Genomic DNA, 25085 nt, shown 5'->3' on the forward strand with positions numbered 1-25085 from the left:
AAGCCTGCTTACTCGGGAATCACCGCAATCACATCAATCTCCATCAGCCACTGTGGCTGTCCCAGGGCCGACACCACCAGCCCGGTGGAAATCGGGAACACGCCTTTGAGCCACTTGCCCACTTCCTGGTAGACCGGTTCGCGGTAACGCGGGTCGATCAGGTAGGTGGTGGTTTTCACGATGTGGCTCAGGTCGCTGCCGGCCTCTTCCAGTAACTGTTTGACGTTGCGCATGGCTTGCTCGGCTTGCGCACGCGGGTCACCCAGGCCCACCAGGTTGCCTTCGAAGTCAGTACCGACCTGGCCGCGCACATAGACGGTGTTGCCGGCCCGGACCGCTTGGCACAGGTCGTTGTCCAGGCTCTGGTTCGGGTAGGTTTGTTTGGTGTTGAACATGCGAATGCGGGTATGGGTTGGCGTGGACATTTGACGCTCCTGACAGAAAAAGGCTTAGGCACTGACCGTGGTTTCAAGGGCAACCGGGGCCGCTTCGGCCTGCCGTTGCGCCGCATCGTGGTAGTCGAGGTATGAGCGCTGGATGGCGATCTGGTCAGCCACGTATTTGGCGTCGTGCCAGACGCCCCAGATAAACGACGAACCGCGTCGCGACTGCCACGGCAGACCGAGGAAATACACCCCGGGCTCGCTCGATACGCCGCGCTGGTGCTGCGGCTTGCCGTTGGCGTCGAAGGCGTTGACCTTCAGCCAGCTGTAATCGGTGGCAAAACCGGTGGCCCAGATGATTGAGGTCACGCCAGCCTTGGCCAGGTCCAGCTGCAGGATCGGATGGGTCACGCACTCGGGATCGGGGAAGGTTATCCGCGCTTCCGGTTCTTGCGGCAGGTCCAGGCCGTTGCGCTCGATGTAGGCATCGGCGGCATCGAGCAGTGCCAGATAGTTCTCATCGCCCCGGGCCAGGTTCTCGGCCAGGTTCGGCTGGAAAGTCGCCACACTGCCGTCGAACGACTGGGTCAGGCCGACCAGGGTCATGCCGCGATGGGCAAGCCCGCGAAAGTCCACGGTCCGCCCGCCATGGGCGCCACTGACGGCAATGGTCACGTGTTCCCGACCGGGCTTCATCGCCGCTTGATCCCATTCGCCCAGCACCCCCAGCCACCAGCAGAAATCACGGTTGCGGTAGGCGCGGGGAGGGCGATCGTGGGCGCCTACCGAGAGGTAGACCTGCTTGCCCGCACGCTGCAACTCGTCGGCAATCTGCACCCCCGACGAGCCGGCGCCGACGACCAGAACGGCGCCTTCCGGCAGTTGCCCAGGGTTGCGGTAATCAGCCGAGTGGATCTGTAGCAATGGCTGGTCTTTCGGCGCGATCGGCGGGATGACCGGGTTTTGGAAAGGACCAGTGGCGGCGACCACGCGGGCGGCTTCGATCACGCCTTCGGAGGTTTCGATGGTGAACCCGGGGCGACCGACATTGCGCTCGACCTTTAACACATCGACGCCGGTGCGGATCGGGGCGTTGAATTTTTTCGCGTAGGCTTCGAAGTAATCGGCCACCCGCTCTTTCGGGGCAAAGCTGTCAGGGCTCAGGTCGTCGAATGCCAGGCCGGGAAAGCGGTCGTGCCAGGCCGGGCCATTGGCCACCAGCGAATCCCAGCGGCCGCTGCGCCAGCGTTCGGCGATGCGGTTACGTTCCAGCACCAGATGCGGCACACCCAGTTTGCTCAGGTGCTCGCTCATGGCCACACCCGCCTGACCGGCGCCCACAATCAGCGTATCTGTTTTTATTTTTACAGTGGTCATCTCAATACCCTTTGAAGTTGGATTCAAACCGCATGTGGCCTGCCATCTCTTGGGGTCAAGACTAGGGATCACCCTGATATCGGTAAAATATTATTAAGCTGGCATTTGAGCATAAATAACTGATGCAGCGCCTTTGGCCCCGCAGCTTGGGGCGCGTGATTCCGCCCAGGGCAAACCGCTTCCACCCGGCGTCCCGAGTGGGCGATCAGGCAAGGGCCCGTCTGTCGCCAAGCTTGAACTGTCAGGGGGATATCGCGTCATAAAGGTCGCGATATCAACCCCCTACGGAAGCAATCATGCTTTTAAAAAACAAGAGTCTTGTAGCCGTCATGTCCTGCGCCTTGATGTTGGCGGCCGCCCCTTTACTCCCGAATGATCTGTCGGTCATCAACACCGCTTCCGCCAGGGAAGGGGGTGGACACGGCGGTGGCAATGGCGGTGGCAACGGTGGCGGTCATGGCGGTGGAGCGGGCGGTGGTGCAGGTGGCAGCCACGCCGGCTCAGACCACGCCGACAGCAATGGCCGTGCTAACGGGCTGGACAGCGACCACGCCGGCAAAGCCGTTCGCGACCATGGCATCAGCGGCAAGCACAATGGCAGTGAGCGAAATGATGATCGCGGTCATGGCAGCACGACCTCAGGCGTCGCTCATTCCAAAGACACCCGCGGCGTAACCAAGGCCACCGCGATCTCGGCTACCACGCCCGGTGATCACAACACCAAAGGGCTGAGTCATGCCGGGCCATCGGGAACAAAAAAATCCCATTGATCGGCAGTTGAAGCGATCAGCTTCAGCCCCAGAAAAGGCCCGCAGTCCTGCGGGTTTTTTTTCGTCTCAACGTTGCTCGTTGCCCCAGGGCGCTTCAGTTTTAGGGCCAGGACTCAACGTGAGTAAACCTTTCAGCCAATGGTCGGGGTTGGCCAAGCCACGTTTGGCAGTGTTTCGTATTCGGGCTTTGCGAACAGATAGCCTTGATAGAAGTTAATGCCCAGGGCCAGTAACTGCTGTAGTTCGGCATTGGTCTCTACGCCCTCTGCGATCACTTCAATGTTGAGCGCTTTGCATACACCGAGGATGCCTTGGACGATTGCCTGTCGCACCGGGTCAGTGCAGATGCTACGTACCAGGGCCATGTCCAGTTTGATGATGTCGGGTTGAAACTCTGCCAGCAAATTGAGCCCTGAGTACCCGGCACCGAAATCATCTATCGCCGTCTTGAAGCCTTTAAGACGATATTCTCGAATGATGCTTTTCAGATGTTCCTTGTCCACCAGTTCTTCGTTTTCGGTGATCTCGAAGATCAGTCTTTCTGTGGGAAAACCAAATCTGCGTGCAGCTTCAAGCGTCGCACGAATGCATGTGGCTGCTTGATATACCGCGTTGGGCAAGAAGTTGATGCTGACAAAACAGGGGATTTTCAGGCGTGAAGCAAGCTCGACAGCCTTGACGCGGCATGCTTGGTCAAAGGCATAACGGTTCTGTTCGTTCACCTTTCCAAGAATGGCGGCGGCACCACTGCCATCGCAACCACGTACCAAAGCCTCGTAGGCAAAAATACTGTTGTCACGCAGGTCTACGATTGGCTGGAACGCCATACTGAACTCAAAATCCAGTGCGTCGCCGTCTCTACAGGCACTACAAGGAGGGACTATGGGTGATTTCGTGTTCATTCGAGACCTGTTTTACTAACGATTAGTGTGTCGACCGAGCCAGGGTTTTGTACAAGCCGCAAGGCTGACTCAACGTGCCAATGTCGACGAGAAATTGCTGATTGCCTGTACGACTTGGCGAGCACTGTCCTGAATATCCAGTATCACTTGACCAGCCTCACCGGCTAATTTGACTCCTTGTTCCGCCTTGTCTTTACTCGCCTCCATCCTGGCCACTGCCCCTTGGGCCAATTCACGATTGTGCTGCACCACCTCGACAATCTTGAGGGTGGCCTGACTTGTGCGCGAAGCCAGATTGCGCACTTCGTCAGCGACCACCGCAAAACCCCGACCCTGCTCTCCGGCACGAGCCGCTTCGATGGCGGCGTTTAGCGCTAGAAGATTTGTTTGTTCGGCGATACCACGGATGGTCTGGACGATGCTGCTGATGACTTCCGACTGTTGACTGACATCGTTGATACCTTCGGCTGCGTGATTCAATTCGCCGGCCAGGCTTTGCATGACATCCACGGTCTCCTGCACCACTCGGGCACCTTCGAGTGCTGTATCGTCGGTTTTCAATGAGGTCTCATAGGCCATGCGGGCTGCTCGTGATTCAGCTTCCTGCTGGAGAACCTGAGTCGTGATATCGCTCGCAAACTTGACGACTTTGTAAAGGCTGCCGTTGGCGTCGAACACTGGGTTGTAAGTCGCACGTAACCAGACGGTGTGTCCCCGGTTGTTGAGACGCTTGAAGTTACCGGAGAAAAACTCGCCTTGATTCAGGCGCTCCCAGAACTGGCGATACTCATTGGATTCACTTTCGCTACGCTCACAGAACAAACGATGGTGCTTGCCAACAATCTCATCGAGGCGGTAACCCATCACGGCAAGGAAGTTTTCGTTGGCGCTGATGACCTCTCCCAGCCGGTTGAACTCAATGGTTGCCATGGAACGGTTAATCGCCTTGATCAGGCTCTCCTGCTCTTGTTCCTTCTGCACCCGGGCAGTGACATCAGCAGCAATCTTGACGACCTTGATCACCTGTCCAGAGGCGTCGCGAACAGGGTTGTAACTGGCCTCCAGCCAGATCTCACGTCCCTGTTTGTCCAGGCGCAGGAAGCGGTTGTTTATGAATTCACCCTTACTCAGGCGTGACCAGAAACCTTGATAAGCGACGCTGTTGGTGCATTGCGGTGTACAGAACAAGCGGTGATGCCTGGAGCGAATTTCCTCAAGGCGATAGCCCATTATTCTCAGGAAATTGTTGTTCGCGCCGAGGACCGTGCCATCAGGCTGGAACTCAATCAGCGCCATGGAGCCACCTAATGCGGCGAGGGTGGCTTCGCAGTCAGCCAAGCGCCGCTGGCTGAGGGCCAGCTTTTTTTTGATTTGCGAGTTGAACATACGTACCTCAGTGGATATGGACTGCTTGGCACTTTCATCAAGCTAACGCAAAAGTTATACACTGCTGTATTAATTGTACAAGAAAATTTGAGATTGAACACGAAGGATGGATGTTGATCGCGGGTCATGCATTAATCGGGCAGGGGGGATCGAGCGTCGGCAATTGATGGTGGGTCTGCGCAGCCGGGGCATATTCGACAGCGCACTCGATGCCTGAGCATTCTTGTGCGTAGGACGTTGTCTTGTATAGGTTTGTATCGAGCGGGCCCCGGAACAGACTGAGGATGGGCGCTGTTCTTTCTGTGACAGTGCCGCCCTTTCGAGTCGGGGCGGCTGTCTATCCATTGGGTATCGCCTGACGATCAATTTCCTCGGTAGGTGGAGAAGCCATAAGGGCTGAGAAGCAACGGGATGTGGTAGTGAGGAACGGTACCGTCCACTTCAAAAATGACGGGTACCTCCGGAAAGAAGCTGGACGTCTTGTGCGCTTTGAACCACTCACCGGTCTTGAAGGTGACACGGTAGGTACCTTTTTCCAGACCCCGACCTTCCGGATACAGCCCGGTGATACGACCTTGCTCGTTGGTTGCCGCGCTGTTGAGCATGCCCCAGTTTTTTCCATCCTGTTTTTCCAGCGTGACATTGACGCCAGGGGAGGGCAGGCCATCCTGCAAGTTGAGTACATGCACGCTCAATGGATTTGCCGCTGCTGATGCAAGGGCTGAAAGGGCACTCAATACAGCGCCAGCGAAGAAGCTTTTCAATACAGTCATGGGGATGTCCTTAGTTTTTAACGGCAGGTAAAACTTTGTTAATAGCAACCTCTGCACAACCTTCATCGTTTGCAGCCCCGCCCGCACCGGCCACGCCGATGGCGCCGATGACCTGACCCTCAAATTTCAATGGCACGCCTCCACCGAGCAGTAACAACTCATCAAGGGTGTTGAGGTTTTCAGCATCCGGATTCGCGCGAGCGCGTTCAGCCAGCAACCGCGTCGAAGTCTTGGTCGACAGGGCGGTAAAGGCTTTGCGTTGCGCGGCTAACGTGTTGTGCGGGCCGACATTGTCATCGCGTTGCACGGCAACCAGATTGCCGCCACGGTCGACCACTGCGGCAACGGCTGTGCGGCCATCGGCGTGACAGGCCGTCAGCGCGGCATTTAGCAAATCGTTGGCCATTGCCAGTGACACGTCCTTGCGCTGCACAACTTGATCCGGGGCTGCAACGGCGAATGCAGAGCTCATGGCGAGTGTGATCAGCAATGAAGTCGATAGGCTTGTACGCATGCTGTTTCCTTGGGTTGAGGCTGTCTGAGTCATTGCCAGACATCATGACCTGCGCACCCCGTCAGAATGATTGCCTGCGGATTACCAAGATGTAATGTGAGAAATCAGCGAAGCGGGCTAGCCTGTGCTCCAGTACTGGAGGAAAAAATGCGTATCCTGGTGGTTGAAGATGAAACGAAAATGGCGGATTACCTGCGCAAAGCCCTGACTGAATCGGGCTATGCGGTAGAGATCGCCCTTGACGGGCTGGATGGCCAGCATTTGGCACAGGAGAGTGAGTTCGATCTGATCATTCTGGATGTCATGCTGCCGGGGTTGGATGGCTGGCAATTGCTGCAAATCATCCGGCGTAAGTGGCAGACCCCGGTACTGTTTCTCACCGCACGTGATTCGGTGGATGATCGGGTCAAAGGGCTGGAGTTGGGGGCCGATGATTATCTGGTCAAACCCTTTTCCTATGCCGAGCTGTTGGCCCGCATACGCACCTTGCTACGCCGTGGCCCGCCTCGCGAGGTTGAGCATTTTGTGGCTGGCGACCTGAGCCTGGACTTGTTGCGACGCAAGGTCACGCGCAATGGAGAACGCCTCACCCTGACCAACAAAGAGTTCGCCCTGCTGCATCTGCTGCTCAGTCGTGAAGGGGAGGTGTTATCGCGTTCGCTGATTGCCTCACAGATCTGGCAGATGAACTTCGACAGTGACACCAATGTGGTTGATGTTGCCATCCGTCGACTGCGGGCCAAGGTTGACGATCCTTACGCGGTGAAGTTGATACACACGGTGCGAGGCATCGGTTACATGCTTGAGGTGCAATCCTGAAACTGTTTCCGCGCACCCTGAGCCTGCGCCTGGCGATCATGTTCGCCCTGGTCAGCACGCTGTTGCTGGGCTCCATTGGTTTTTATCTTTATCAATCGTTGCAGCGAGAGATTGCCTGGCGCGATGATCAGGCCCTGCTGGGGCGCCTGGAGCGAATGCAAGCCTTGATCAGCGATAGCGACAGCATCGAGCAGTTGCGAGGTCGGCCCAAGCTCTACGAAAACATGTTGGGCAATCGCGACAGTCTGCTATGGATCGTCGATGACAGTGGCAAGGTGTTAATCGAAATCAACCCAGTGCGAATGACGTTGCCGAAGTTACCCGCTGCACCCCACGCTCGCCTCGTTGACGATCACTCCTCCGAGCCCGTGCGACTTGCCTGGCAGGATGTCACCCAGGGTGGTCGCGGTTTGACCCTGATTGCTGGCAAGTTGCTGGGGGAGCGCGACCAGATGCTGGGGGCTTACCGGCTCAAGCTCTGGCTGGCCATGTCAGTCGGTGCGCTTCTGGCTTTTGCACTCGGCTGGTGGGTCAGTCAACGAGGCTTGCACCCCGTGCGCCTGCTGGCCAAGCGCGCAGCCGGAATCGATGTGCAGCATCTGCATCTGCGGCTGGATCAGTTCAATGAACTGAATGAGCTCAAGCAGCTCTGTAGCGCCCTCAATCAGATGCTTGCACGCCTTGAGGACGGATTCGCCCAGCTTTCACGCTTCTCGGAAGATCTCGCCCATGAGATGCGAACCCCGCTTGGCAACCTGATGGGACATACCCAGCAAGCCCTGAGGCGCAGTCGCTCTATCGAGGACTATCAGAACCTGCTGGTTTCCAATCAGGAAGAGTATGAAAGGCTGGCCCGAATGATCGACAGCATGTTGTTTCTCGCTCGCACCGAGCAGCCAAACGCTTGCGTAAAATTCGAGCAAATCAACCTGCACGATTTGATCGAGCAGCTATGTGAGTACTTCGAAGGCGTGGCGCAAGAGCGAGATGTGCAGCTGATAAACCGGACTCAGGATCAGTTGCCGGGTGATCCAGGCTTGATCCGTCGAGCATTGGCTAACTTGCTGGCCAATGCGCTGCGCTACGCCACTCCCGCCTCGGCAGTGACGGTCAGCAGCGAGGTTTCGCAGGACACGCTCAAAATCACGGTGCACAACCACGGCGAGCCGATTGCAGCAGAGCATCTGCCGCGATTGTTTGAGCGCTTTTACCGGTGTGACCCCTCACGCAATCAACCCGACGATTCCGGGGGGCTGGGATTGGCCATTGTTCGCTCAATCATGCAACTGCATGGCGGTCGCGTATCGGTTGATAGCACTGAAGCCGGTACGCGCTTTCACTTGGAGTTTCCCCTTGGAAACGCTTGAATATGAGTAGCGAAAGGCCAACCACCAAAGCCGAGCGTCTTCGCATTCCGGGGACGATCTGGGCGTTGGGCTTTGTCAGCCTGTTCATGGATCTGTCTTCTGAGCTGGTACACAGCTTGCTACCTGTATTTTTGGTTACGACATTGGGTGCGAGTGCATTGACCGTCGGGGTCATCGAGGGGATTGCCGAGTCGACCGCAATGCTCGTCAAGATATTCTCGGGTGCTATCAGCGACTTTATGGGGCGGCGCAAAGGATTGCTGTTGCTGGGGTATGGTTTGGCTGCGCTAAGCAAACCCCTTTTTCCTCTGGCACACTCGGTTGAAGTCGTCTTTACCGCGCGCTTTCTGGATCGCATCGGAAAGGGCATTCGTGGAGCACCGCGAGATGCCTTGGTCGCAGATGTTTCACCGCCCGGGATCCGGGGGGCCTGTTTTGGCTTGCGCCAATCGATGGATACCCTGGGGGCTGTTCTTGGCCCCGCTCTGGCCATCTTGCTGATGCTATGGCTTGCCAATATCCAGATCGTGCTCTGGTTTGCAGTGATTCCCGCAATAATAGCGGTGGCTCTGATTGTCGCAGGCGTCAAAGAACCCACACTCGCCTCCAGCGAACACGAATTCCGCTCTCCCATTCATTGGCGATTTCTTCACGACTTCTGCGCCGGGTATTGGTGGGTCGTCGTGGTGGGAGGGGTATTGACGCTTGCCCGGTTCAGCGAGGCGTTTCTGGTATTGCGTGCGCAGCAGACAGGCCTGTCGGTCACCTGGATTCCGCTGGTGATGGTGGTGATGGCACTTTTCTATGCATTGTCTGCTTATCCTGCCGGCTGGTTATCTGATCGTATGAGCCGTACGAAACTGCTCTGCATTGGCATGGGGTTACTCGTCCTGGCGGATCTGGTGCTTGCTCAGTCCGGTTCTGTCATCACTATGATGCTGGGCGTTGCATTGTGGGGACTTCATATGGGGTTCAGCCAAGGCATCCTTGCCTCACTGGTCGCTGATAACGCGCCCGGGCAACTCAAGGGTACGGCTTTCGGCATTTTCAATCTGGTCAGTGGTGTATGCATGCTGATCGCCAGTGTTTTAGCGGGCTGGCTGTGGCACAGCTTTGGCTCAGGCAGCACATTCCTCGCGGGGGCAATGATTGCCGCAACAGCTCTGCTCTTGCTGTTACTCAAGAAACAATAATAGTTCCGGCAGGGTGCAGAAGAATGGCGATCGGGTTGAGCAACTCACCAATGGCACAGCGCTCTTTGGCCACGGGTGGGGGTGGTGTGGCGAGCTAACAGGACTTTGCCATCCCAATCCCCGTCTGCCGTACCTGGAGGGCGTGGCGCAAGTCGTGCATCGCCAAAAGCAACAGCCAGCGTGCTGCGTGGCGCATTCACATCAGGCTGTGTAGACGTCAAGGTAATGAGGGACATGGAATGATAAATGCGCTCCTCGACCACCGAGCCCATCCACAGCGATGAAGTCCGTTCGTTTGTAAGCTCGAACTCGACGACCCATAGGCGAAGTACGAGGCGCGAACGGCTCAACGTGTCATCACTATTCGCTCGAACGAGGTTGAGACAAGGGAGGCGACCGCTGGCGAAAAATGGAATGACCGGGAGAGCTGCCGGGCCAGTCTGGACGTTAAACCAATTCAGTGCGTTCATTGGTGTCCAGTCCGCCGAGTCGTTCCAACCTTGTTTTTGCAGGCTATCTCGCAAGTCGTTCAGATCACCGGCCCACTGGAACGACATGGGCTCATTGGTGTCGCCCGTGAGGTCAATACGTCTCACCGGCACTTGCTGCCAGCCCGACGCCCACCAATCGGTGGCGGTCATGTTTGGAGTCGTTGCTTTGACAGCATAGCGGTCGATATCGGTGGCATGGCTGCGATAGATATTGAGTCCCCCCACCAGTATCAGTGCCGAACATCCGGCGGCAAGCAGGCCCTTTGGTTCCACGCGTCCAACCTGGCGTCGCAGGTAGGACAGTCCGAGCAGCGCCAGCCAGGCCGACCCGAATGCCAATCCCCCGATAACGTCGGAAAACCAATGCGCACCGAGGTAGAGGCGCGAGGAGGCGATCAGAAATATCAGGATTGCTGCGCCGAGAGCGACCACGAGGCGCCAGGCCGGGTGCAAATCACGCGCGATGAGAAAGGCGAGGAAACCGTAGAGCACGACGTTGACCGTGCTATGGCCGCTAGGGAAGGAAAATGCACTCCAGCCGGAGTAGAGAAGCTCACCGGGGCGAACTCGATGCAGCGCCACTTTGATGACCGAGTTGAGTGCTGAAGCGCCGGCAATCGCAATCAGCCAATAGGCCGCTGTACGCCAGGCGCGTTTCCACATGAGCCATGACAAGACAGCCAGCGTTACCGCAGCCACGACTGTAGTGTCGCCGAGCTCTGTAATGGCGATCATCACCGCATCGCCTGGCACTGTTCGAAGATCCTGGAGCACGTGGTATATCGCACTGTCGACGAGCAGCAACGGGTCGCCGGTGATGACATCTTCAAGGATGCCAAAGAAGAGCCAGGCTGCACCGACGAGAAGCACGGCTGACACTGCGAGAGTTCGTGCTTCGGGCCGCGAAGGATCGAGTAAATGGCTGAGACGGCGGCTCAACCAGGTGTCGTGAGCCCCGACCCGGCACTGCAGGCGGCCCAATGCGTCGATGGCACAGGGGATGCCGCGACGCAACATCCAGCGCACGATATACAGGAGTGCCCAGCCCACAGCGAGTAGCACGACCAGCAGGATCGCCAGCGGCCTGGCAGCCGCTCCAAGAATGCTGAATGTTGCGCCAACGAGTACACCGGACAGGATATGCGACGAAGCCCAAGCGAGCGCCGAGACAATATTGACGGCATAGAATCGACTGGCCTTCATCCCCAGCATGCCGGCGAGGAGGGGTATGACGGCGCGGACCCCCGGTACGAAGCGCGCGAAAAACACACTCTTGGCGCCGTGACGCTCAAAGAAGGCCTCGCTTCTCTGAATCAGTTCAGGGTGGCGGTTCAGGGGCCAGAAACCAAGAATCTCGCGGTTGTATCGATGCCCGAGCCAGAACGAAAGTCCATCACTGGCGATGGCACCTGACGTGGCGGCGACCAACAACGGCCAGAGCAGCAATACGCCGCTCGGGACCAAGGCACTGAGCGTGAGGATCACGGCAGTGCCGGGAACGACAGCGCCGATAATCGGGATTGACTCGCAAAGTGCCAGAAGAAACACCGCCAGGTAGGCAACATGTGGATTTGCCGTGAGGAACTCGATGATTGATGAGACCATGTACGTCATCATTCGCGGGCAACCTATGCAATGTCGGCCCTAAGGTGATCAAGGCGCGTGTCTTCCCGTCAGGGCGACTTCCGCATGTTTGAACTCAACGCATCCTTCGGCTGGTTTCTCGTGGTATTTGACGTTGCCAAACAGTTGATAATGGTCGGGAAACACTCCTCCCGGCAACATACGCATCACCGCCGAGATGAAAGTAAGGATCGATATATGCTTTTGAGCAAGCGCGAACAGGCACAACTTGAGCGTCGCCTGATTACCGCCCTTACCGAGGCCTGCGAAACGGCCAAGGCGGAGATAGTGGGATTCTCCTGGTTGACCCACGAGGTGGATTACGCGCTGTTCCCATCCAGTCTGATGGTTGTTTGGGTTTTCGACACCCACGCCAGCAGGAATCAAGCGCTCGCCTGCGGACAAGACAAACGCATGCTTGAGCTGACCACTCAGGCGCTACTCGCGGTGGGTATTCAAATCAGCCAAGTGATGGCTCACCTGCACTTCGACAGTGAAGAGCAATGTCGGCGGATGAACGCGGGTGACTGGCAGCAGCGCTTGGCGCGCAAACGCGTTATGAAGGGTTGAAGCATGGCCAAGGATATCGAGAACCCCTGTATTTCTGTTTGCCAACTGAACAGCGAGCTTTGCCTGAGCTGCGGTCGCACCAAGGAGGACATCAAAAAATGGAAGCGCATGAAGCGCCCGGAAAAGATGGCTGCCGTGCAGCGTGCGACGCTGCGTCTGAAAAGCCTGCAAAAAAAGAACGCTTGAATCTTTATACGCATCAATACCGAGCAACATCGATTGGGCTGGTTGTCGGAAAGTCAGCGTCCGGCGAAGACACCTGCCCTGGTGTCACATTCAGGGCATTGGCGTGCTCTGCGGCATTAGCTCAACACTATTCCTGACGCTGAAACCGGGCAGCGGGGAGCCCTGGCGGGTATCTTCAGGCTGCATCCGGGGCATTGTGGAGAGGCGCCCAACCACGGCTGGGCGCCATTTGACTCAGCCAGTGTGGTGGCTTCCACATGTTGCGCAGTCGCCCTCGTACGGGCCAGGATCATTCGTGGTTCCAGAACCCAAGCCCCAGCAGCGGCCGACCTTGTCCATGGCAGCACCCGCGACAGCCGCGCTGGCCGAAAATCCGCTGGGAGTATCCGAACGACAGACGTTGCTAACGTTGATTGAGGCGGAACACTGGCATATCGCCCGTGTCGCCGCCCGCCTGGGAATCAGCCGCAATACGCTCTATCGCAAACTGCGTCATCACGGTATTTCACGACCCGGTTGAATGGGGCGCGCAACTTCGCTGTAGCAGGGAGGGCGCGATTGTCAGCCTCAGTCGCTCACCGCCCACCACCATTCGTTCAGTCGATAGTTATCATCAAGGAATGCAAGTTTTGTTTTGCCGGAAAAAGAGGAGACTGGCGATACACCGAAGCGGTTTCTGAAGGAGCAAACGCGATGAGAACTTCCACCCTGCTGACGCTTGTCGCCTTTTTGAGCTGTGGTGTAGCAGCCATGACGCCTGCCTTCGGCGCGGGTCAGGAGTCTTGCCACTTTTTGCCGATGGCCGATAGCGCTGCAGGCCTGAAGCACGCGCAATCGGTGGCGGTGCTTTACAGCGAAAACACCGTCAACACCCAACAATACCTTGAGAGCTACCACGCCGTGGCGGTCAATGGCGCGAAGAACCCGCAGATGAATCCGCAAATCGCCAAGGCGTTCGTCGACAGTTCCGATCCGCAACGTGCGCTCAACGGGTTGATGGGGTCGCTGCAGAAGCAGTTCGCCTCGGTGACGGTCTACGACAACCTTGACGCCGCCGTACAGGCGCATCCCGATGTGGTGGTGATGCTCGACACCTTCAGCCGCCTGGTGTCCAAGCGCAATGACCAGGTCGAAGCGCGGTTTGTCGCCAGGTTCTACGATGCGAACCTGCAATACATCGGCCAGGCTGAAGGTTCACGCGCCAAGCAAATGCCCTCGGTGTGGGTGCATGGCAAAGCCGCTCCGCAGATCGCCGCACAAATCAACGAGCAAACCGAGTTGCAAGTGAATGCGCTGAAACAGTTTGATGCGTCGCTCAAGGCGCTGGTGATGACGGGCAACGTGGATCACGTTGCCAGCAACTGACGGCCGGTTGATCGGCCGTCAAGGCGTGCTCAGTGGCTGACGCGCAACCACAACGACACACACAGGCCGCTTCTGGCCCGTTCATCCGTGAAACCCAATTTCACCCGCGCCCCGGTACGGTCCACGATCGCCTTGACGATCGACAGCCCCAGCCCCGAGCCGGATTCATCGGTGCCCAGGCAGCGATAGAACGGATCGAACACCCGTTCCTGTTCCTCCACGACAATACCTGGCCCCGAGTCCCTGATCTGCAACAGGGCCTGGCCGTTATCCATTTTTAGCGTCAGGTCTACGCGGCCGTGCGCCGGCGTGTAGCGGATAGCGTTGTCCACCAGGTTTTTCACCACGGCCGTCAGGTCGATTTCGTTGATGCACACCCGCGCGTCTTGTTCGATCTCGACTCCAATGTCGAGGTGCTTGCGTTCGGCCAGCGGCAATAGATCTTCCAGCACGCGGCGATAGACCTCATGCACGGAGGTCGTTGATGCCCCGCAGGTCGCAGTGGACTGCGCCTTGGCCAGTGTCAGCAACTGGTCAATCAATTGTCTGCCGCGCTCGATGCCCCGTCGCAAGGGCACCAGCCGCTCTCGCGCCGGCTCCGGCATGTCGACGGCGGCCAGTCGCTCGGCTTGCAGGGACAGGGCCGTCAGCGGCGAGCGCAGTTCGTGGGCGGCGTCGGCGACGAAGCGGCGCTGGCTTTCCATGGACTGCGCGACACGGTTGAGCAATCGATTGATCGCCACCACGAAGGGGCGGATTTCGAGGGGCAAGTGGTGTTCGTCGATCGGATGCAGTTCCTGCTCGTCGCGATGGTCGATTTCAGACGAAAGCATGGCAATGGGGCGGAACAGTTTGCGCACCAGGTCGCTGACCACCAGCAGCAGGATGGGCAGCAGAACCAGGAACGGCAGGACACTGCGCCAGGCACTGGCGCGGGCGTCCTTGTCGCGGGCGCCGGTTTCCTGGGCGACGGCGATGCGCTCGCCCTGGGCGGTGGTCTTGACCAGGACGCGAAAGGCTTCGCCGGCAATGGGCACGGTCGACAGACCGTCGGGCAAGGTCGTGGGGAAGGGCAGCGGGGTGCCGGCATCATCGTCTCCCGAGGCTTTGCTGCCGTCGGCCAGGTACTGAAGAACGATGCGCGCCTCGTCGTCGTCCGCCGCGCCATTTTCCGGGTACTGGAGTGTCATGTGCTGGCGGTCGAAGAGCTTGGCCATCTGGCGCAAGGTGTCGTCCTGCATGTCGTGGGCTTCATCGAAGGCCGAAACGTAGGCGAAGACCCCGGCCACGATGGCGACCGTCAGGATGGCCAGCGACAGGGCCACGCTCAACCTGAGCTGGACCGACTCGCCTAAACGTTTTTTGAAACCATCCATCCCATACCCCTGACATTTTTGATGACGTGGCTTCCCAGTTTGCGACGCAGCGCATGAATCAGGAATTCCACCGCATTGCTTTCCACTTCATTGCCCCAGCCGTAGAGACGGTCTTCGAGTTCGCTGCGCGACAGGATGGCCCCTGGCCGGATCAACAACGCCTGGAGCAAGGCGAACTCGCGACTGGAGAGCAAAACCCCGGGATTTTCTTCCGTGCTGGCTTCCTTGGAAATCAGGTCCAGGGCCACGACGCCGTTGTCGAGTCGCGACAGGGCGCTGCCACCGTGACGGCGCAGCACCGCACGCATGCGCGCCAGCAGTTCGGCCATCTCGAAGGGTTTGAGCAGGTAATCGTCGGCGCCGCCATCGAGCCCGCGCAAGCGATCATCGAGGTTGTCGCGGGCGGTGATGATGAGCAGCGGCACGGGGTTGTTCTGGCCACGAATACTGTCGAGTACATCGAGCCCGTCCTTGCCGGGCAGGCCGAGGTCCAGCAACACCAGATCGTAGTGCTGGGTCTGCAACGCAGTCAGGGCCAACAGGCCGTTCTTGACCCAGTCGGCGGCGTAACTGGCATCCGTGAGGGCGCTCTGGATCACGTCGCCGATCATCGGGTCGTCTTCGACCAGCAGTATCCGCATGTTCGGCTCCGGTAAGAAAAGACGCGACGGTGATGGCCGTCGCGCCTGTAGTGAAGCACCTGTGTCCGGGTTTGTCCGCTATCGCCTCACGGAGGTAGCGGCCATCGGTCAGGGGGTGGCTTTCATGGCGTCGAAGGCCTTGAGCAGGTCATCCATGGCGATTTTGCAGTCGCTCTGGACCGGGCTGCTCTTGCGCAGCGCAGACAGTGCGCGGTCGATGGCCTTGTCCACCACATGCCAGTCGCTGGCGGCACGGGGCTTGATGCCGGCTTCGGCTTCATCCCAAGAGGTTTCCAGGTCCTTGATCCGGGTTTTCGCCGCAGGCAGGTCATTTTTGTCGACCAGCCCGACGACGTCGGCGGCAATGCTGCGGAACGCTGACAAGTCGCCCAGTTTGGAGCCCGCGACGGCCTGGTTGCTGACCGCGCCCGAAGCGGCACCGGCATTGGGTTTGTCCGCCGGTTTCGAGCAGCCGGTCGCGACGCCGAGCAGGGCAATGGCGCCAACAATGGCAAGGTGGCGAATGGCGTTTTGAACGTAGCGCATGAAGTGTCCCTGAATAGCTGTTGAAGGATTACGCAGTGGTGTGTTTACGGCTGCCGACGCTCATTTGCGCGACGGCCACCAGAATGACGATGACGCACAGGAACAGCGCGCTGGTCCAGCTCGCGCCCATGCCCAGGCCACCGTAGGTTTTGGCTTGCGTCAGCAGGTCGCCGAGGGAGGCGCCGAAGGGGCGGGTCAGGATGTAGGCGATCCAGAAGGTCAGCACGACGTTACCGCCCAGGCGCCAGGCGACGAGGGTGGCGCCAATCAATACGCCGAATATCACCGCGCCGAGGGTGAAGCCCAGGCCCAGTGCTTCAGTGGCCAGGTCGCCCGCAGCGGTGCCCAGGGCAAAGGTGCAGAGCACGGTCGCCCAATAGAACAGCTCGCGCCGTGGGGTGACGATTTCGCGGATGGAGAGGTTGTGTTCGGTCCGGTACCAGACCAGGAAATTGACCGCCAGCAGAACGGAAAAGACCGCGGTACTGGTGTACAGGCTGACGTCCAGCATGTCGGTGAGGATGTCGGTGATCTGCGTGCCGACGATGCTCACCAGCACCACGGTGAGCCAATAGATCCAGGGGGTGTAGGCTTTTGTGCGCAGTTGGCCGGTCAGCGCGATGGCCAGCAGGGCCGCCATGCCGATACTGGTCCAGCCCGCGCCGAGGCCTGCGTTGACGGCCAGAAAGTCGGCGCCGGTCTCACCGACCGTGGTGGACATGATCTTGATGACCCAAAATGACAGCGTCACTTCGGGCACCTTGTTGAGCCAGCCGGCGGGTGTCGGGTTCATGTCGATCGATTCTCCTGGGCAGCGCTGTTAGTGGCGCAGGAGAAAGGCTACCGACTGAAACTTAGCTGGGACTGAGCAAGGCAGGATCGAGCAATGCCGGGCACTTTGAATCAGGCGTGGCCCAGCGCGATGGCAAACGAGACCACGATCATGCAGGCGAAGGCGAAATTGAGATTCATGAGATGTCCATCCGGTGCTTTTTGTGATGGCGCTCATCTTGAACAGGTCACGCGCAAATAAAAAATTCGCCTTCGTGATTTGAAAGATCGAAACAATTGATATCTGGCCTCGTCCTGTTTGTGTTTATGGCACGGTTTGACTAATCTCGCAAAAACACGCAGCTAAACGCATAAGCAGGCAAAAACATGCATGATCGGCATTCCGCGGCCGAACTCCCTCATGTGCGCCGGCAGAAAATCCTCCTGATCCTCGAGCGCGACGGCAAGGTCATGGCCTCCGGGTTGAGCCAGCATTTCGCCGTGTCCGAAGACACCATCCGCCGCGATCTTGCCGAGCTGGACAGCGCCGGCCTGGTTCAGCGGGTGCACGGCGGGGCGCTGCCGCGACCCAAGGACACCGGCAAGGATTACTTCACCCGCATCAGCGAAACCGATGAGGTGAAAACCCGACTGGCGCAGCTCGCCGCCCAAAGGGTGGAGGACGGCCAGATCGTGATGTTCGATTCGGGCACGACCACGCTGCAGATCGCGCGTTCGCTGCCCTCGGACATTTCCATCACCGCCATCACGACTTCGCCGATGACTGCCATCACCCTGGCTGAATACAAAGGCATCAAGGTCATTCTCGCGGGCGGGCAACTCAACCTGGCGACCCTGTCCGTCAGTGGCCACGAGACCCTTCGCTTGCTACAGGGAATCAAGGCTGACCTGCTGTTCACCGGGGTTTGCGCGATTCATCCCGAGGTGGGCATCAGCTCGCTGCATTTCGAGGAGGTGCCGGTGAAACAGGCGCTGATCGACAGTGCCTCGCAGGTGATCGCCGTCACCACGGCGGACAAACTGGGCGCGGTCGAACCGTTCGTGGTGGCGCCCTGTTCGCGCCTGCATACGCTGATCACCGAGCGTCATGTGGCAACGGGCAACATCGATGATTACCGCAAGCTGGGCATCGAGGTGGTGCAGGTGGAGGCTTGAGCAAACTATGGGAGCAAGCTGGCTCCCACAGCTGATTCAGGTGTATTCCGTGGCTGCCTCAGCGCAGGCGTTCGAGCATTTGGTAGTACCACATGCCGGCGGCGAGCATCGGGTTGCCGAGCAGGTCGCCCATGGGGACGCGGATGTGCTGGCAGGCAGCGAAGGTGTCGAAGTGCTCCAGTTGTCCGGTGATCGCGCGGCCCATGATTTCGCCCATGATATGCGTGGTGGCGATGCCGTGCCCGGAGTAGCCCTGGCAGTACCAGACGTTGTCCGAGAGCTTGCCCAGTTGCGGGATGCGGTTGATCACGATGCCCATCGCGCAGCTCCACTGGTAATCGATGGCCACGCCCTTGAGCGCCGGGAATGTTTGCTCGATGCAGGGGCGCAACTCGGCGGCGATGTCCCGTGAGTCTTTGCCACTGTAGTTGGCGCCGCCACCGAACAGCAGGCGACCGTCCGCCGTCAGGCGGTAGTAGTCGAGCACGAAGCGACAGTCGTAGACGGCCAGGTCTTCGGGATTGATCTGCCTGGCCAGGTCGCCCAGCGGCGCGGTGGTGACGATGCCGCCCATGGCCGGGAAAATCTTGCCCTTGAGCTGGCCCGGTTCCAGTTTGTGGTAGACGTCGCCGGCCAGCAGCACCTGGTTGGCGTCGATGCGACCGTGGGCGGTGCGTACGCCAGGGCTTTTGTGCGGGCCATCGCCGTGAATGATCTCCAGCACTTCGCTGTTTTCGAAGATCAGCGCGCCCAGGCTCTCGGCCGCGCGGGCTTCACCGATGCACAGGTTCAGCGGGTGCAGGTGCATGTTGCGGGTGTTCTTGATTGCGCCGTGGTAAAGGTCGCTTTGCAGCAGGTCACGCACCTGGCTGCGGTCGAGCAGGCTGACCTCGTCGCCCATGCCACGGCGCACGGCTTCGTCGTAATCCTTGCGCAAGCCCTCCATGTGGCCTGGCTTGTAGGCCGCGTGCAGGTGGCCGTGCTTGAGGTCGCAGGCGATGCCGTATTTTTCTACCCGTTGCCGGATGATCTGGTGCCCACGCCAGCGCAGGTGCCAGATGAAGTCGTCGACGTCTTCGCCGAGGGTGCGGCGCATCTGCTTGCGCATGGCCTCGTCGCCCGAGAGGCTGCCGGTGACCTGGCCACCGTTGCGTCCGGTCGCGCCCCAGCCGATTTTGTGGCTTTCGACGATGGCGACTTTCAGGCCTTTTTCAGCCAGTTCGACGGCGGTGGCGACGCCGGTGAAGCCGCCGCCGATGATCACCACGTCAACCCGGTGTTGGCCTTGCAGGGTCGGGTAATCGGTGTCCTGGTTGAGAGTGGCGGTGTAGTAGGAATTGCAGCGTTCAGTCATGTTCATGGTCCGGAAAAAAGAGGTAGAGAAGTTGGCGCAAACCCCTGTGGGAGCGGGCTTGCCCGCGATGGCGGTGTGTCATTCACCAACGGCGGTGGCTGACATGGCCCCTTCGCGAGCACGCTCGCTCCTACAGTGGAAGTGCGTATGGCCGACCTGCAGGCTCACGCCTCAGTCAGATACCAGCGCCAGTCCTGCTCACCCACTTCGCCCATGAACTGCCGGTACTCGGCACGCTTGACCGCCAGATAAACCCCTAGAAATTCCTGACCCAATGCATCCCGCGCCCAGGCCGAGTTCTCCAGTGCCGTCAGGGAGGTCAGCCAGTCGGTGGGCAGCAACTGCGTGGCTTGCGCATAACCGTTGCCTTGCACCGGTTCGCCCGGATCGAGGTTTTCACGGATGCCGCGATGGATGCCGGCCAGAATCGCCGCCGCCGCCAGATACGGGTTGGCGTCGGCGCCGCAGATGCGGTGTTCGATGTGGCGGCTGTTGGCCGGGCCACCCGGCACGCGCAGGCTCACCGTGCGGTTATCGACGCCCCAGGTCGGTGCCAGGGGCGCATAGCTGTTGGCCTGGAAACGCCGGTAGGAGTTGGCGTTGGGGCAAAACAGCAACAACGAATCGAGCAGCGAGGCGAGCATGCCGCCGATGGCGGTGCGCAGCAGCGGGGTGCCGGCCGGGTCCTCGGAGGCGAACAGGTTGCGACCTTCGGCGTCGGCGATGCTGACGTGCATGTGCATGCCGGTGCCGGCCAGATCGTCGAAGGGCTTGGCCATGAACGTCGCCTGCATGCCGTGCTTGTGGGCGACGGCTTTCACCAGGCGCTTGTAACGCACGGCCTGGTCCATCGCCTGCAAGGCATCGCCGTGTTCCAGGGTGATTTCCACCTGGCCCGGGGCGTATTCGGAAATCGCCGTGCGCGCCGGAATCTCGTGCAGTTTGCACGCGGCATAGAGGTCGGCGAGGAACGGTTCGATCTGTTCCAGCTCACGCAGGCCATAGACCTGAGTGTGCCGTGGACGACCGCCGTCAGCGTCCAGCGCCGGTTGCGGACGACCGTTGTGATCGCGCTTGCTGTCGAGCAGATAGAACTCCAGCTCGCAGGCCATCACCGGGTGGTAACCCTCGGCTTTGAGGCCGTCGATGACTTTGATCAGCAGGTGACGCGGGTCGGCGATGCTCGCCGGCATGCCTTCTTGCGGGTGCATGCTGACCTGCACCGCCGCCGTCGGAATCTGCCGCCACGGCAAGCGCACCAGGCTGCCTTCGAGCGGGTAGGCGCGGCAGTCGATGTCGCCGACGTCCCACACCAGCCCGGAGTTCTCGACGTCTTCGCCCTGCAAGGTCAGGCCGAGGATGGTGCTGGGCAGCGGACGACCGCTTTCATACACCGCCAGCAGTTCTTCGCGGTGCAACAGTTTGCCGCGTGGCACGCCGTTGGCATCGAGAATGAACAGCTCGATCATGTCGATATCGGGGTTGTTTGCCAGAAAGCGTTGGGCATCTTCAAGGGCTGCGAATTTCATGGTTCGTCACTCACGTTGGCGTCCCGCGGACGCACGGATTCGGGCCGCGGCACGGGCACGGACAAAGATCCGTTGCGTGCTGGCAGCGATAGCAAAAAGGCTGGGGGCTCGATGCGTCGAAGACGCGATCAGGCGAGCAGGGAGCTATCCGGCGGGCGTGCGGAGTGACGCAGTTTTGAGCGGCGCAGGGCCATGGGGAGGTTGACGATGCGTTTCATCAGGCAATGCCGTCCGCGACCAGCAGCGAGGGGGTCAGGATCGAGACATCCAGCAAGTGGGGCTCTGACGGCGAAGTGCGCATGACTCATGTTTCCAGAAGGAAAACGTCGGTGGCCGGTAAACAGCCATCCGGGGATGGCTGGATACTAGGGGTGAACGGGGCACATGTAAATCTTTGATTCAGTGCAGCAGGTGCACGACCAGTCCGATCAGGCCACAACCGAACAACACTTCGATGACGCCGCGCTTGAACCGAAGCAAGGCAATGGCGGCGGCGATGGCGATCAGCAATGGAGGCCAGTCCAGTTGACCGGCGAAGCCCTTGGGCCACAGCACGTGATAACCAAAAAAGCACGCCAGGTTGAGAATCACGCCGACCACCGCGGCAGTGATGGCCGTCAGTGGCGCGGTGAATTTCAGTTCGTTATGGGTGGATTCCACCAGTGGACCACCGGCGAGGATGAACAGGAACGAGGGCAGGAAAGTGAACCAGGTCACCAGCGTGGCCGCGAGGGCGCCGGCGACAAAAGCCTGATCAGGGCCGAACACTTGATGGACATAGGCACCGATAAAACCGACAAAGGCCACGACCATGATCAGCGGCCCCGGCGTGGTTTCGCCCAGCGCCAGGCCGTCGATCATCTGCGTCGGCGTCAGCCAGCCGTAGTGGCCGACCGCGCCCTGATACACGTAGGGCAGCACCGCGTAGGCACCGCCGAAGGTGAGCAGGGCCGCTTTGGTGAAGAACCAGCTCATTTGCGTGAGCGTGCCTTCCCAGCCGAACAGGGCAGTGAGGGTCGCCATCGGCAGCGTCCACAACACCACGCCGATCAGCGCCAGGCGCAACAGGTACCAGCGACTGAAACGGGCATGTTCGGGGGGCGGCGTGTCGTCGTCGATCAGTGCCGGGCCGAAAGATTTTTTCGCCGCGCCGTGGCCGCCCGTACTGAATTTATCCGGGGCCAGGCGCCCGCCGAAGTAACCGATGATGGCCGCGCCCAGCACGATCAGCGGAAACGGCACGTTGCCGAGGAAGATCGCGGCGAATGACGCTGCGGCGATCGCCCACATCCAGCCGTTCTTCAGCGCACGGGAGCCGATCCGGTGCGCGGCTTGCAGCACAATCGCGGTGACCGCCGGCTTGATCCCGTAAAACAGCCCGGCCACCACCGGCACTTCACCGAAGGCGATGTACACCCAGGACAGCGCAATCAGGATGAACAGCGACGGCAGCACAAACAGTGCGCCGGCGATCACGCCACCCCAGGTACGGTGCATCAGCCAGCCGAGGTAGGTCGCCAGTTGCTGGGCCTCGGGGCCGGGCAGCAACATGCAGTAGTTGAGGGCATGCAGGAAGCGTCGTTCGGAGATCCAGCGGCGGCGCTCGACCAGTTCCTGATGCATGATCGAAATCTGTCCGGCCGGCCCGCCGAAGCTGATGAAACCGAGCTTGAGCCAGAAACCGAACGCTTCTCGCAAGCTGATCGGCGCAGGCTTGGTCAGTTCGAGTGCGCTGTTTGGGGAGGGCGTGAGGCTCAAGCGAATGTTCCTTGTGCTGGGGCGCTTTGAACCGGTGACTGTAGCCATGAAGCGGCGCTTTGAACAGTCGGTTTTGCCCGAGCGCCATCGTGGGCAAGCCGCGCTCCTGCAAGCTTGCTTTTCAGTTCAGGACAAAGTCCACCGGCTCCAGTTGTGGCGGCAGTTCCGTCACGCCCAGTGCCTCCAGGACGTCGCGCTCGATGTTGCGCACGATGGCGTCGGTGGGCAGGTCGTTTTCGTCGCGGCCGAACGGGTCTTCCAGTTCATCGGCAATCGCGTCCAGCCCGAAAAAGGTGTAGCTGACGATCGCGGTGAAAATCGGTGTCAGCCAGCCCAGGGGTTCGGCCATCGCAAACGGCAACAGAATGCAGAACAGGTAGATGGTCCGGTGCAGCAGCAAGGTGTAGGGGAACGGCAGCGGGGTGTTTTTGATCCGTTCACAGACCGCCTGGGCGCGGGTCAGGCTGGACAGGTGACCGGCGATGATGGTGTAGCGCCATTCGTTGATGGCGCCCGACTCGCTGAGTGCCGAGCACTGTTGGCCAACCTGCATCAGGACTTGCCCGCTGATGTCCTGGGTGCCGCCCTTGGGAATCGGCTGCAACCAGTCACCGCTGGCGGCCAGTTCGTTCTCCTTGCGCAACCGGGCGTTAAGCGCATGGGCGAAGCCGCAGAGGTTGCCGAGGATCGCGTGTCGTTCACGGGCGTCCTTGATGATCCGGGTTTCACGAATCATCGACCGGACTTCGACGATGATGTCGCCCCACGCCTTGCGCGCTTCATACCAGCGGTCATAACAGGCGTTGTTGCGAAAGCTCATGAAGATCGACAGCGACAAACCCAGCAGGGTGAAGGGTGTCGCACTGACCTTGGAAAAGTAGCTGGGGTGCAGCGTTTCGATCAGCACGATGGCCGAGGCCAGCAGCGTCACCATCAGGCTGCGCAGGGCAATGCGCTTGGCGATCGAGCCCTTGAGTGATGTCAGGACACCGATCAGGTTGGGTTTGGGTCTGACGATCATGGTCTTTCAGCCGCCTGTCATGTTCATGAAGCGAACCACCTGGACATCGTCGTTCACTTCGAAATGGTGCCGATAAGGTTTGAGTTTCATTGCCTCGATGATGGCGTGTTCCAGGCGTTCGGGCTGGCCGGGGTGGCTGCGCAAGACGGCCTTGAGGTCGACCGCGTGCTCGTTGCCCAGGCACAGCAGCAGGCGACCCTCCACGGTCAGCCGCACCCGGTTGCAGGTGCCGCAAAAGTTGTGGCTGTGGGGCGAAATGAACCCCAGGCGAATGTGCGGTGCTTCGGCCAGGCGCCAGTAGCGCGAAGGGCCCTGGGTCGACTCGGCGGAATCAATCAAAGTGTAGCGTTCGGCGATTTTTTCACGTACCTGGGCACTGGAGAAAAACGACTCGGCGCGGCTGTGTTCGTGGATGGTGCCCAAGGGCATTTCTTCAATGAAGGAGATGTCCAGGTGACGGTCGATGGCAAAGCTCACCAGGTCATTGATCTCGTGATCGTTGCGGCCCTTCATCACCACACAGTTGAGCTTGGTGTTGCGAAATCCGGCCTTGTTGGCGGCGTCGATGCCTTTGATGACCTGCGCCAGGTCACCGGTGCGGGTCAGTTCGCGAAAGCGTTGCGGGTCGAGGCAATCGAGGCTGATGTTGAGGCGTTTGACCCCGGCCTCGAACAGCGGATCAGCCAGCCTGGCCAACTGCGAGCCGTTGGTGGTCATGCACAGTTCGCGCAGGCCGGGCAGGGCGGCGATCTTCCGGCACAGTTGCACCACACCCGGGCGGATCAGCGGTTCGCCCCCGGTCAGGCGAATCTTGCGGGTGCCCAGGACGACGAAGCTGTGGGCCACCTGATAGATCTCTTCCAGGGTCAGCACTCGCGGCCGGGGCAGGAACTGCATGTCCTCGGCCATGCAATACACGCAACGGAAATCGCAGCGATCGGTGACCGACATGCGCAGGTAATCCACCCGCCGGGAGAACCCATCGACCAAGATTCGCTCTGACATGATTTCCTCATACGCATTGAATGAGTAGCCGCCAAACCTGTAGGCGCGAGCTCGCTCCTACAGTGACGAATGACGTGATGTGCGGATTTGTTGAGGGGAGGCTATGTGCAACTCGGGAGAACGTCCAATCACTATGAGTAACCGGCTGATCGACGGCATCTATGAAGAGTTTTATTTCTTCCGGTATTG

At 59.6% G+C, this 25085-nt stretch carries 24 protein-coding genes and 2 pseudogenes; 9 read left to right on the forward strand and 17 right to left on the reverse strand.

Annotated elements, in window-relative coordinates; all coding sequences use genetic code 11:
- Positions 1-8: 8 nt before the first annotated feature.
- Positions 9-425 (reverse strand): RidA family protein, encoded by a 417-nt coding sequence (locus tag ACX3YD_RS27985; protein ID WP_047528033.1) that lies wholly within the window; start codon positions 423-425, stop codon positions 9-11.
- 24 nt (positions 426-449) lie between these two features.
- Positions 450-1760 (reverse strand): flavin-containing monooxygenase, encoded by a 1311-nt coding sequence (locus ACX3YD_RS27990; protein WP_458961578.1) that lies wholly within the window; start codon positions 1758-1760, stop codon positions 450-452.
- Positions 1761-2056: 296 nt separating this feature from the next.
- Between ACX3YD_RS27990 and ACX3YD_RS27995 the strand changes: the two genes are divergently transcribed.
- Complete coding sequence (locus tag ACX3YD_RS27995; RefSeq protein ID WP_103404207.1) at positions 2057-2530, forward strand: hypothetical protein; 474 nt, start codon at positions 2057-2059, stop codon at positions 2528-2530.
- A 131-nt stretch (positions 2531-2661) separates the two neighbouring features.
- Here ACX3YD_RS27995 and ACX3YD_RS28000 read toward each other — a convergent pair whose 3' ends face one another.
- From ACX3YD_RS28000 to ACX3YD_RS28020, 5 genes and pseudogenes are all read right to left on the reverse strand, one after another.
- Complete coding sequence (locus tag ACX3YD_RS28000) at positions 2662-3432, reverse strand: EAL domain-containing protein (protein WP_458961579.1); 771 nt, start codon at positions 3430-3432, stop codon at positions 2662-2664.
- 69 nt (positions 3433-3501) lie between these two features.
- Positions 3502-4011, reverse strand: coding sequence for a methyl-accepting chemotaxis protein (locus ACX3YD_RS28005; protein ID WP_256590236.1), 510 nt, complete (start codon positions 4009-4011; stop codon positions 3502-3504).
- A 33-nt stretch (positions 4012-4044) separates the two neighbouring features.
- Positions 4045-4818: pseudogene (locus ACX3YD_RS28010) on the reverse strand (PAS domain-containing protein); the annotation flags it as partial.
- 362 nt (positions 4819-5180) lie between these two features.
- Complete coding sequence (uraH, locus tag ACX3YD_RS28015) at positions 5181-5591, reverse strand: hydroxyisourate hydrolase (protein ID WP_458961580.1); 411 nt, start codon at positions 5589-5591, stop codon at positions 5181-5183.
- A 10-nt stretch (positions 5592-5601) separates the two neighbouring features.
- Positions 5602-6105, reverse strand: a complete 504-nt coding sequence (locus ACX3YD_RS28020) for a GlcG/HbpS family heme-binding protein (protein ID WP_103404210.1) — start codon at positions 6103-6105, stop codon at positions 5602-5604.
- Positions 6106-6252: 147 nt separating this feature from the next.
- On the opposite strand from ACX3YD_RS28020, the gene ACX3YD_RS28025 reads away from it, so the two are divergent.
- The 3 genes from ACX3YD_RS28025 to ACX3YD_RS28035 are packed head-to-tail and all read left to right on the forward strand — an operon-like array spanning position 6253 to position 9484.
- Positions 6253-6924 carry a heavy metal response regulator transcription factor gene (locus ACX3YD_RS28025; RefSeq protein ID WP_458961581.1) on the forward strand — a complete coding sequence of 224 codons (672 nt, stop codon included), beginning with the start codon at positions 6253-6255 and terminating at the stop codon, positions 6922-6924.
- On the forward strand, positions 6921-8291 hold the full coding sequence (locus ACX3YD_RS28030) for a heavy metal sensor histidine kinase (protein ID WP_458962090.1): 1371 nt from the start codon (positions 6921-6923) through the stop codon (positions 8289-8291). The genes ACX3YD_RS28025 and ACX3YD_RS28030 overlap by 4 nt, the downstream gene beginning before the upstream one ends.
- Before the next feature lie 2 nt (positions 8292-8293).
- Positions 8294-9484: an MFS transporter gene (locus ACX3YD_RS28035; protein WP_458961582.1), complete on the forward strand. Its 1191-nt coding sequence runs from the start codon at positions 8294-8296 to the stop codon at positions 9482-9484.
- A gap of 44 nt (positions 9485-9528) precedes the next feature.
- Here ACX3YD_RS28035 and ACX3YD_RS28040 read toward each other — a convergent pair whose 3' ends face one another.
- Positions 9529-11592 (reverse strand): bifunctional DedA family/phosphatase PAP2 family protein, encoded by a 2064-nt coding sequence (locus ACX3YD_RS28040; protein WP_458961583.1) that lies wholly within the window; start codon positions 11590-11592, stop codon positions 9529-9531.
- Positions 11593-11796: 204 nt separating this feature from the next.
- On the opposite strand from ACX3YD_RS28040, the gene ACX3YD_RS28045 reads away from it, so the two are divergent.
- The 4 genes and pseudogenes from ACX3YD_RS28045 to ACX3YD_RS28060 all read left to right on the forward strand — a co-directional run bounded on the left by ACX3YD_RS28045 (position 11797) and on the right by ACX3YD_RS28060 (position 13719).
- Complete coding sequence (locus ACX3YD_RS28045; protein ID WP_458962091.1) at positions 11797-12168, forward strand: hypothetical protein; 372 nt, start codon at positions 11797-11799, stop codon at positions 12166-12168.
- A 3-nt stretch (positions 12169-12171) separates the two neighbouring features.
- Positions 12172-12354 (forward strand): DUF1289 domain-containing protein, encoded by a 183-nt coding sequence (locus tag ACX3YD_RS28050; RefSeq protein WP_047528048.1) that lies wholly within the window; start codon positions 12172-12174, stop codon positions 12352-12354.
- Positions 12355-12694: 340 nt separating this feature from the next.
- A pseudogene (locus ACX3YD_RS28055) lies at positions 12695-12874 on the forward strand (helix-turn-helix domain-containing protein); the annotation flags it as partial.
- A 173-nt stretch (positions 12875-13047) separates the two neighbouring features.
- Complete coding sequence (locus ACX3YD_RS28060; protein WP_103404213.1) at positions 13048-13719, forward strand: ATPase; 672 nt, start codon at positions 13048-13050, stop codon at positions 13717-13719.
- A 29-nt stretch (positions 13720-13748) separates the two neighbouring features.
- Here the strand turns inward: ACX3YD_RS28060 and ACX3YD_RS28065 are convergent, their stop codons facing one another.
- From ACX3YD_RS28065 to ACX3YD_RS28080, 4 genes are all read right to left on the reverse strand, one after another.
- The gene (locus ACX3YD_RS28065; protein WP_458961584.1) at positions 13749-15095 is read right to left on the reverse strand and encodes an ATP-binding protein; all 1347 of its coding nucleotides are present in this window, start codon (positions 15093-15095) and stop codon (positions 13749-13751) included.
- The gene (locus tag ACX3YD_RS28070) at positions 15071-15736 is read right to left on the reverse strand and encodes a response regulator (protein ID WP_103404215.1); all 666 of its coding nucleotides are present in this window, start codon (positions 15734-15736) and stop codon (positions 15071-15073) included. Before ACX3YD_RS28070 ends, ACX3YD_RS28065 begins: the two co-directional genes overlap by 25 nt.
- Positions 15737-15844: 108 nt before the next feature.
- Positions 15845-16282, reverse strand: coding sequence for a hypothetical protein (locus ACX3YD_RS28075; RefSeq protein ID WP_103404216.1), 438 nt, complete (start codon positions 16280-16282; stop codon positions 15845-15847).
- A 28-nt stretch (positions 16283-16310) separates the two neighbouring features.
- Positions 16311-17075: a COG4705 family protein gene (locus ACX3YD_RS28080; RefSeq protein WP_103404217.1), complete on the reverse strand. Its 765-nt coding sequence runs from the start codon at positions 17073-17075 to the stop codon at positions 16311-16313.
- A gap of 365 nt (positions 17076-17440) precedes the next feature.
- On the opposite strand from ACX3YD_RS28080, the gene ACX3YD_RS28085 reads away from it, so the two are divergent.
- The gene (locus ACX3YD_RS28085) at positions 17441-18229 is read left to right on the forward strand and encodes a DeoR/GlpR family DNA-binding transcription regulator (protein WP_458961585.1); all 789 of its coding nucleotides are present in this window, start codon (positions 17441-17443) and stop codon (positions 18227-18229) included.
- Positions 18230-18287: 58 nt separating this feature from the next.
- Here the strand turns inward: ACX3YD_RS28085 and ACX3YD_RS28090 are convergent, their stop codons facing one another.
- From ACX3YD_RS28090 to moaA, 5 genes are all read right to left on the reverse strand, one after another.
- Positions 18288-19583, reverse strand: coding sequence for an NAD(P)/FAD-dependent oxidoreductase (locus tag ACX3YD_RS28090; protein ID WP_458961586.1), 1296 nt, complete (start codon positions 19581-19583; stop codon positions 18288-18290).
- Between the two features lie 164 nt (positions 19584-19747).
- A complete protein-coding gene (locus tag ACX3YD_RS28095; protein ID WP_047528069.1) occupies positions 19748-21112 on the reverse strand; it encodes a glutamine synthetase family protein in 1365 nt (454 codons plus the stop codon).
- Between the two features lie 399 nt (positions 21113-21511).
- On the reverse strand, positions 21512-22870 hold the full coding sequence (gene chrA / locus ACX3YD_RS28100) for a chromate efflux transporter (RefSeq protein WP_458961587.1): 1359 nt from the start codon (positions 22868-22870) through the stop codon (positions 21512-21514).
- Positions 22871-22991: 121 nt separating this feature from the next.
- Positions 22992-23891: a bestrophin family protein gene (locus tag ACX3YD_RS28105; protein WP_458961588.1), complete on the reverse strand. Its 900-nt coding sequence runs from the start codon at positions 23889-23891 to the stop codon at positions 22992-22994.
- Between the two features lie 6 nt (positions 23892-23897).
- The gene (moaA, locus tag ACX3YD_RS28110) at positions 23898-24896 is read right to left on the reverse strand and encodes a GTP 3',8-cyclase MoaA (protein WP_458961589.1); all 999 of its coding nucleotides are present in this window, start codon (positions 24894-24896) and stop codon (positions 23898-23900) included.
- Positions 24897-25085: the final 189 nt, after the last annotated feature.

It is taken from the genome of Pseudomonas fluorescens group sp. PF-1 (assembly GCF_054481335.1).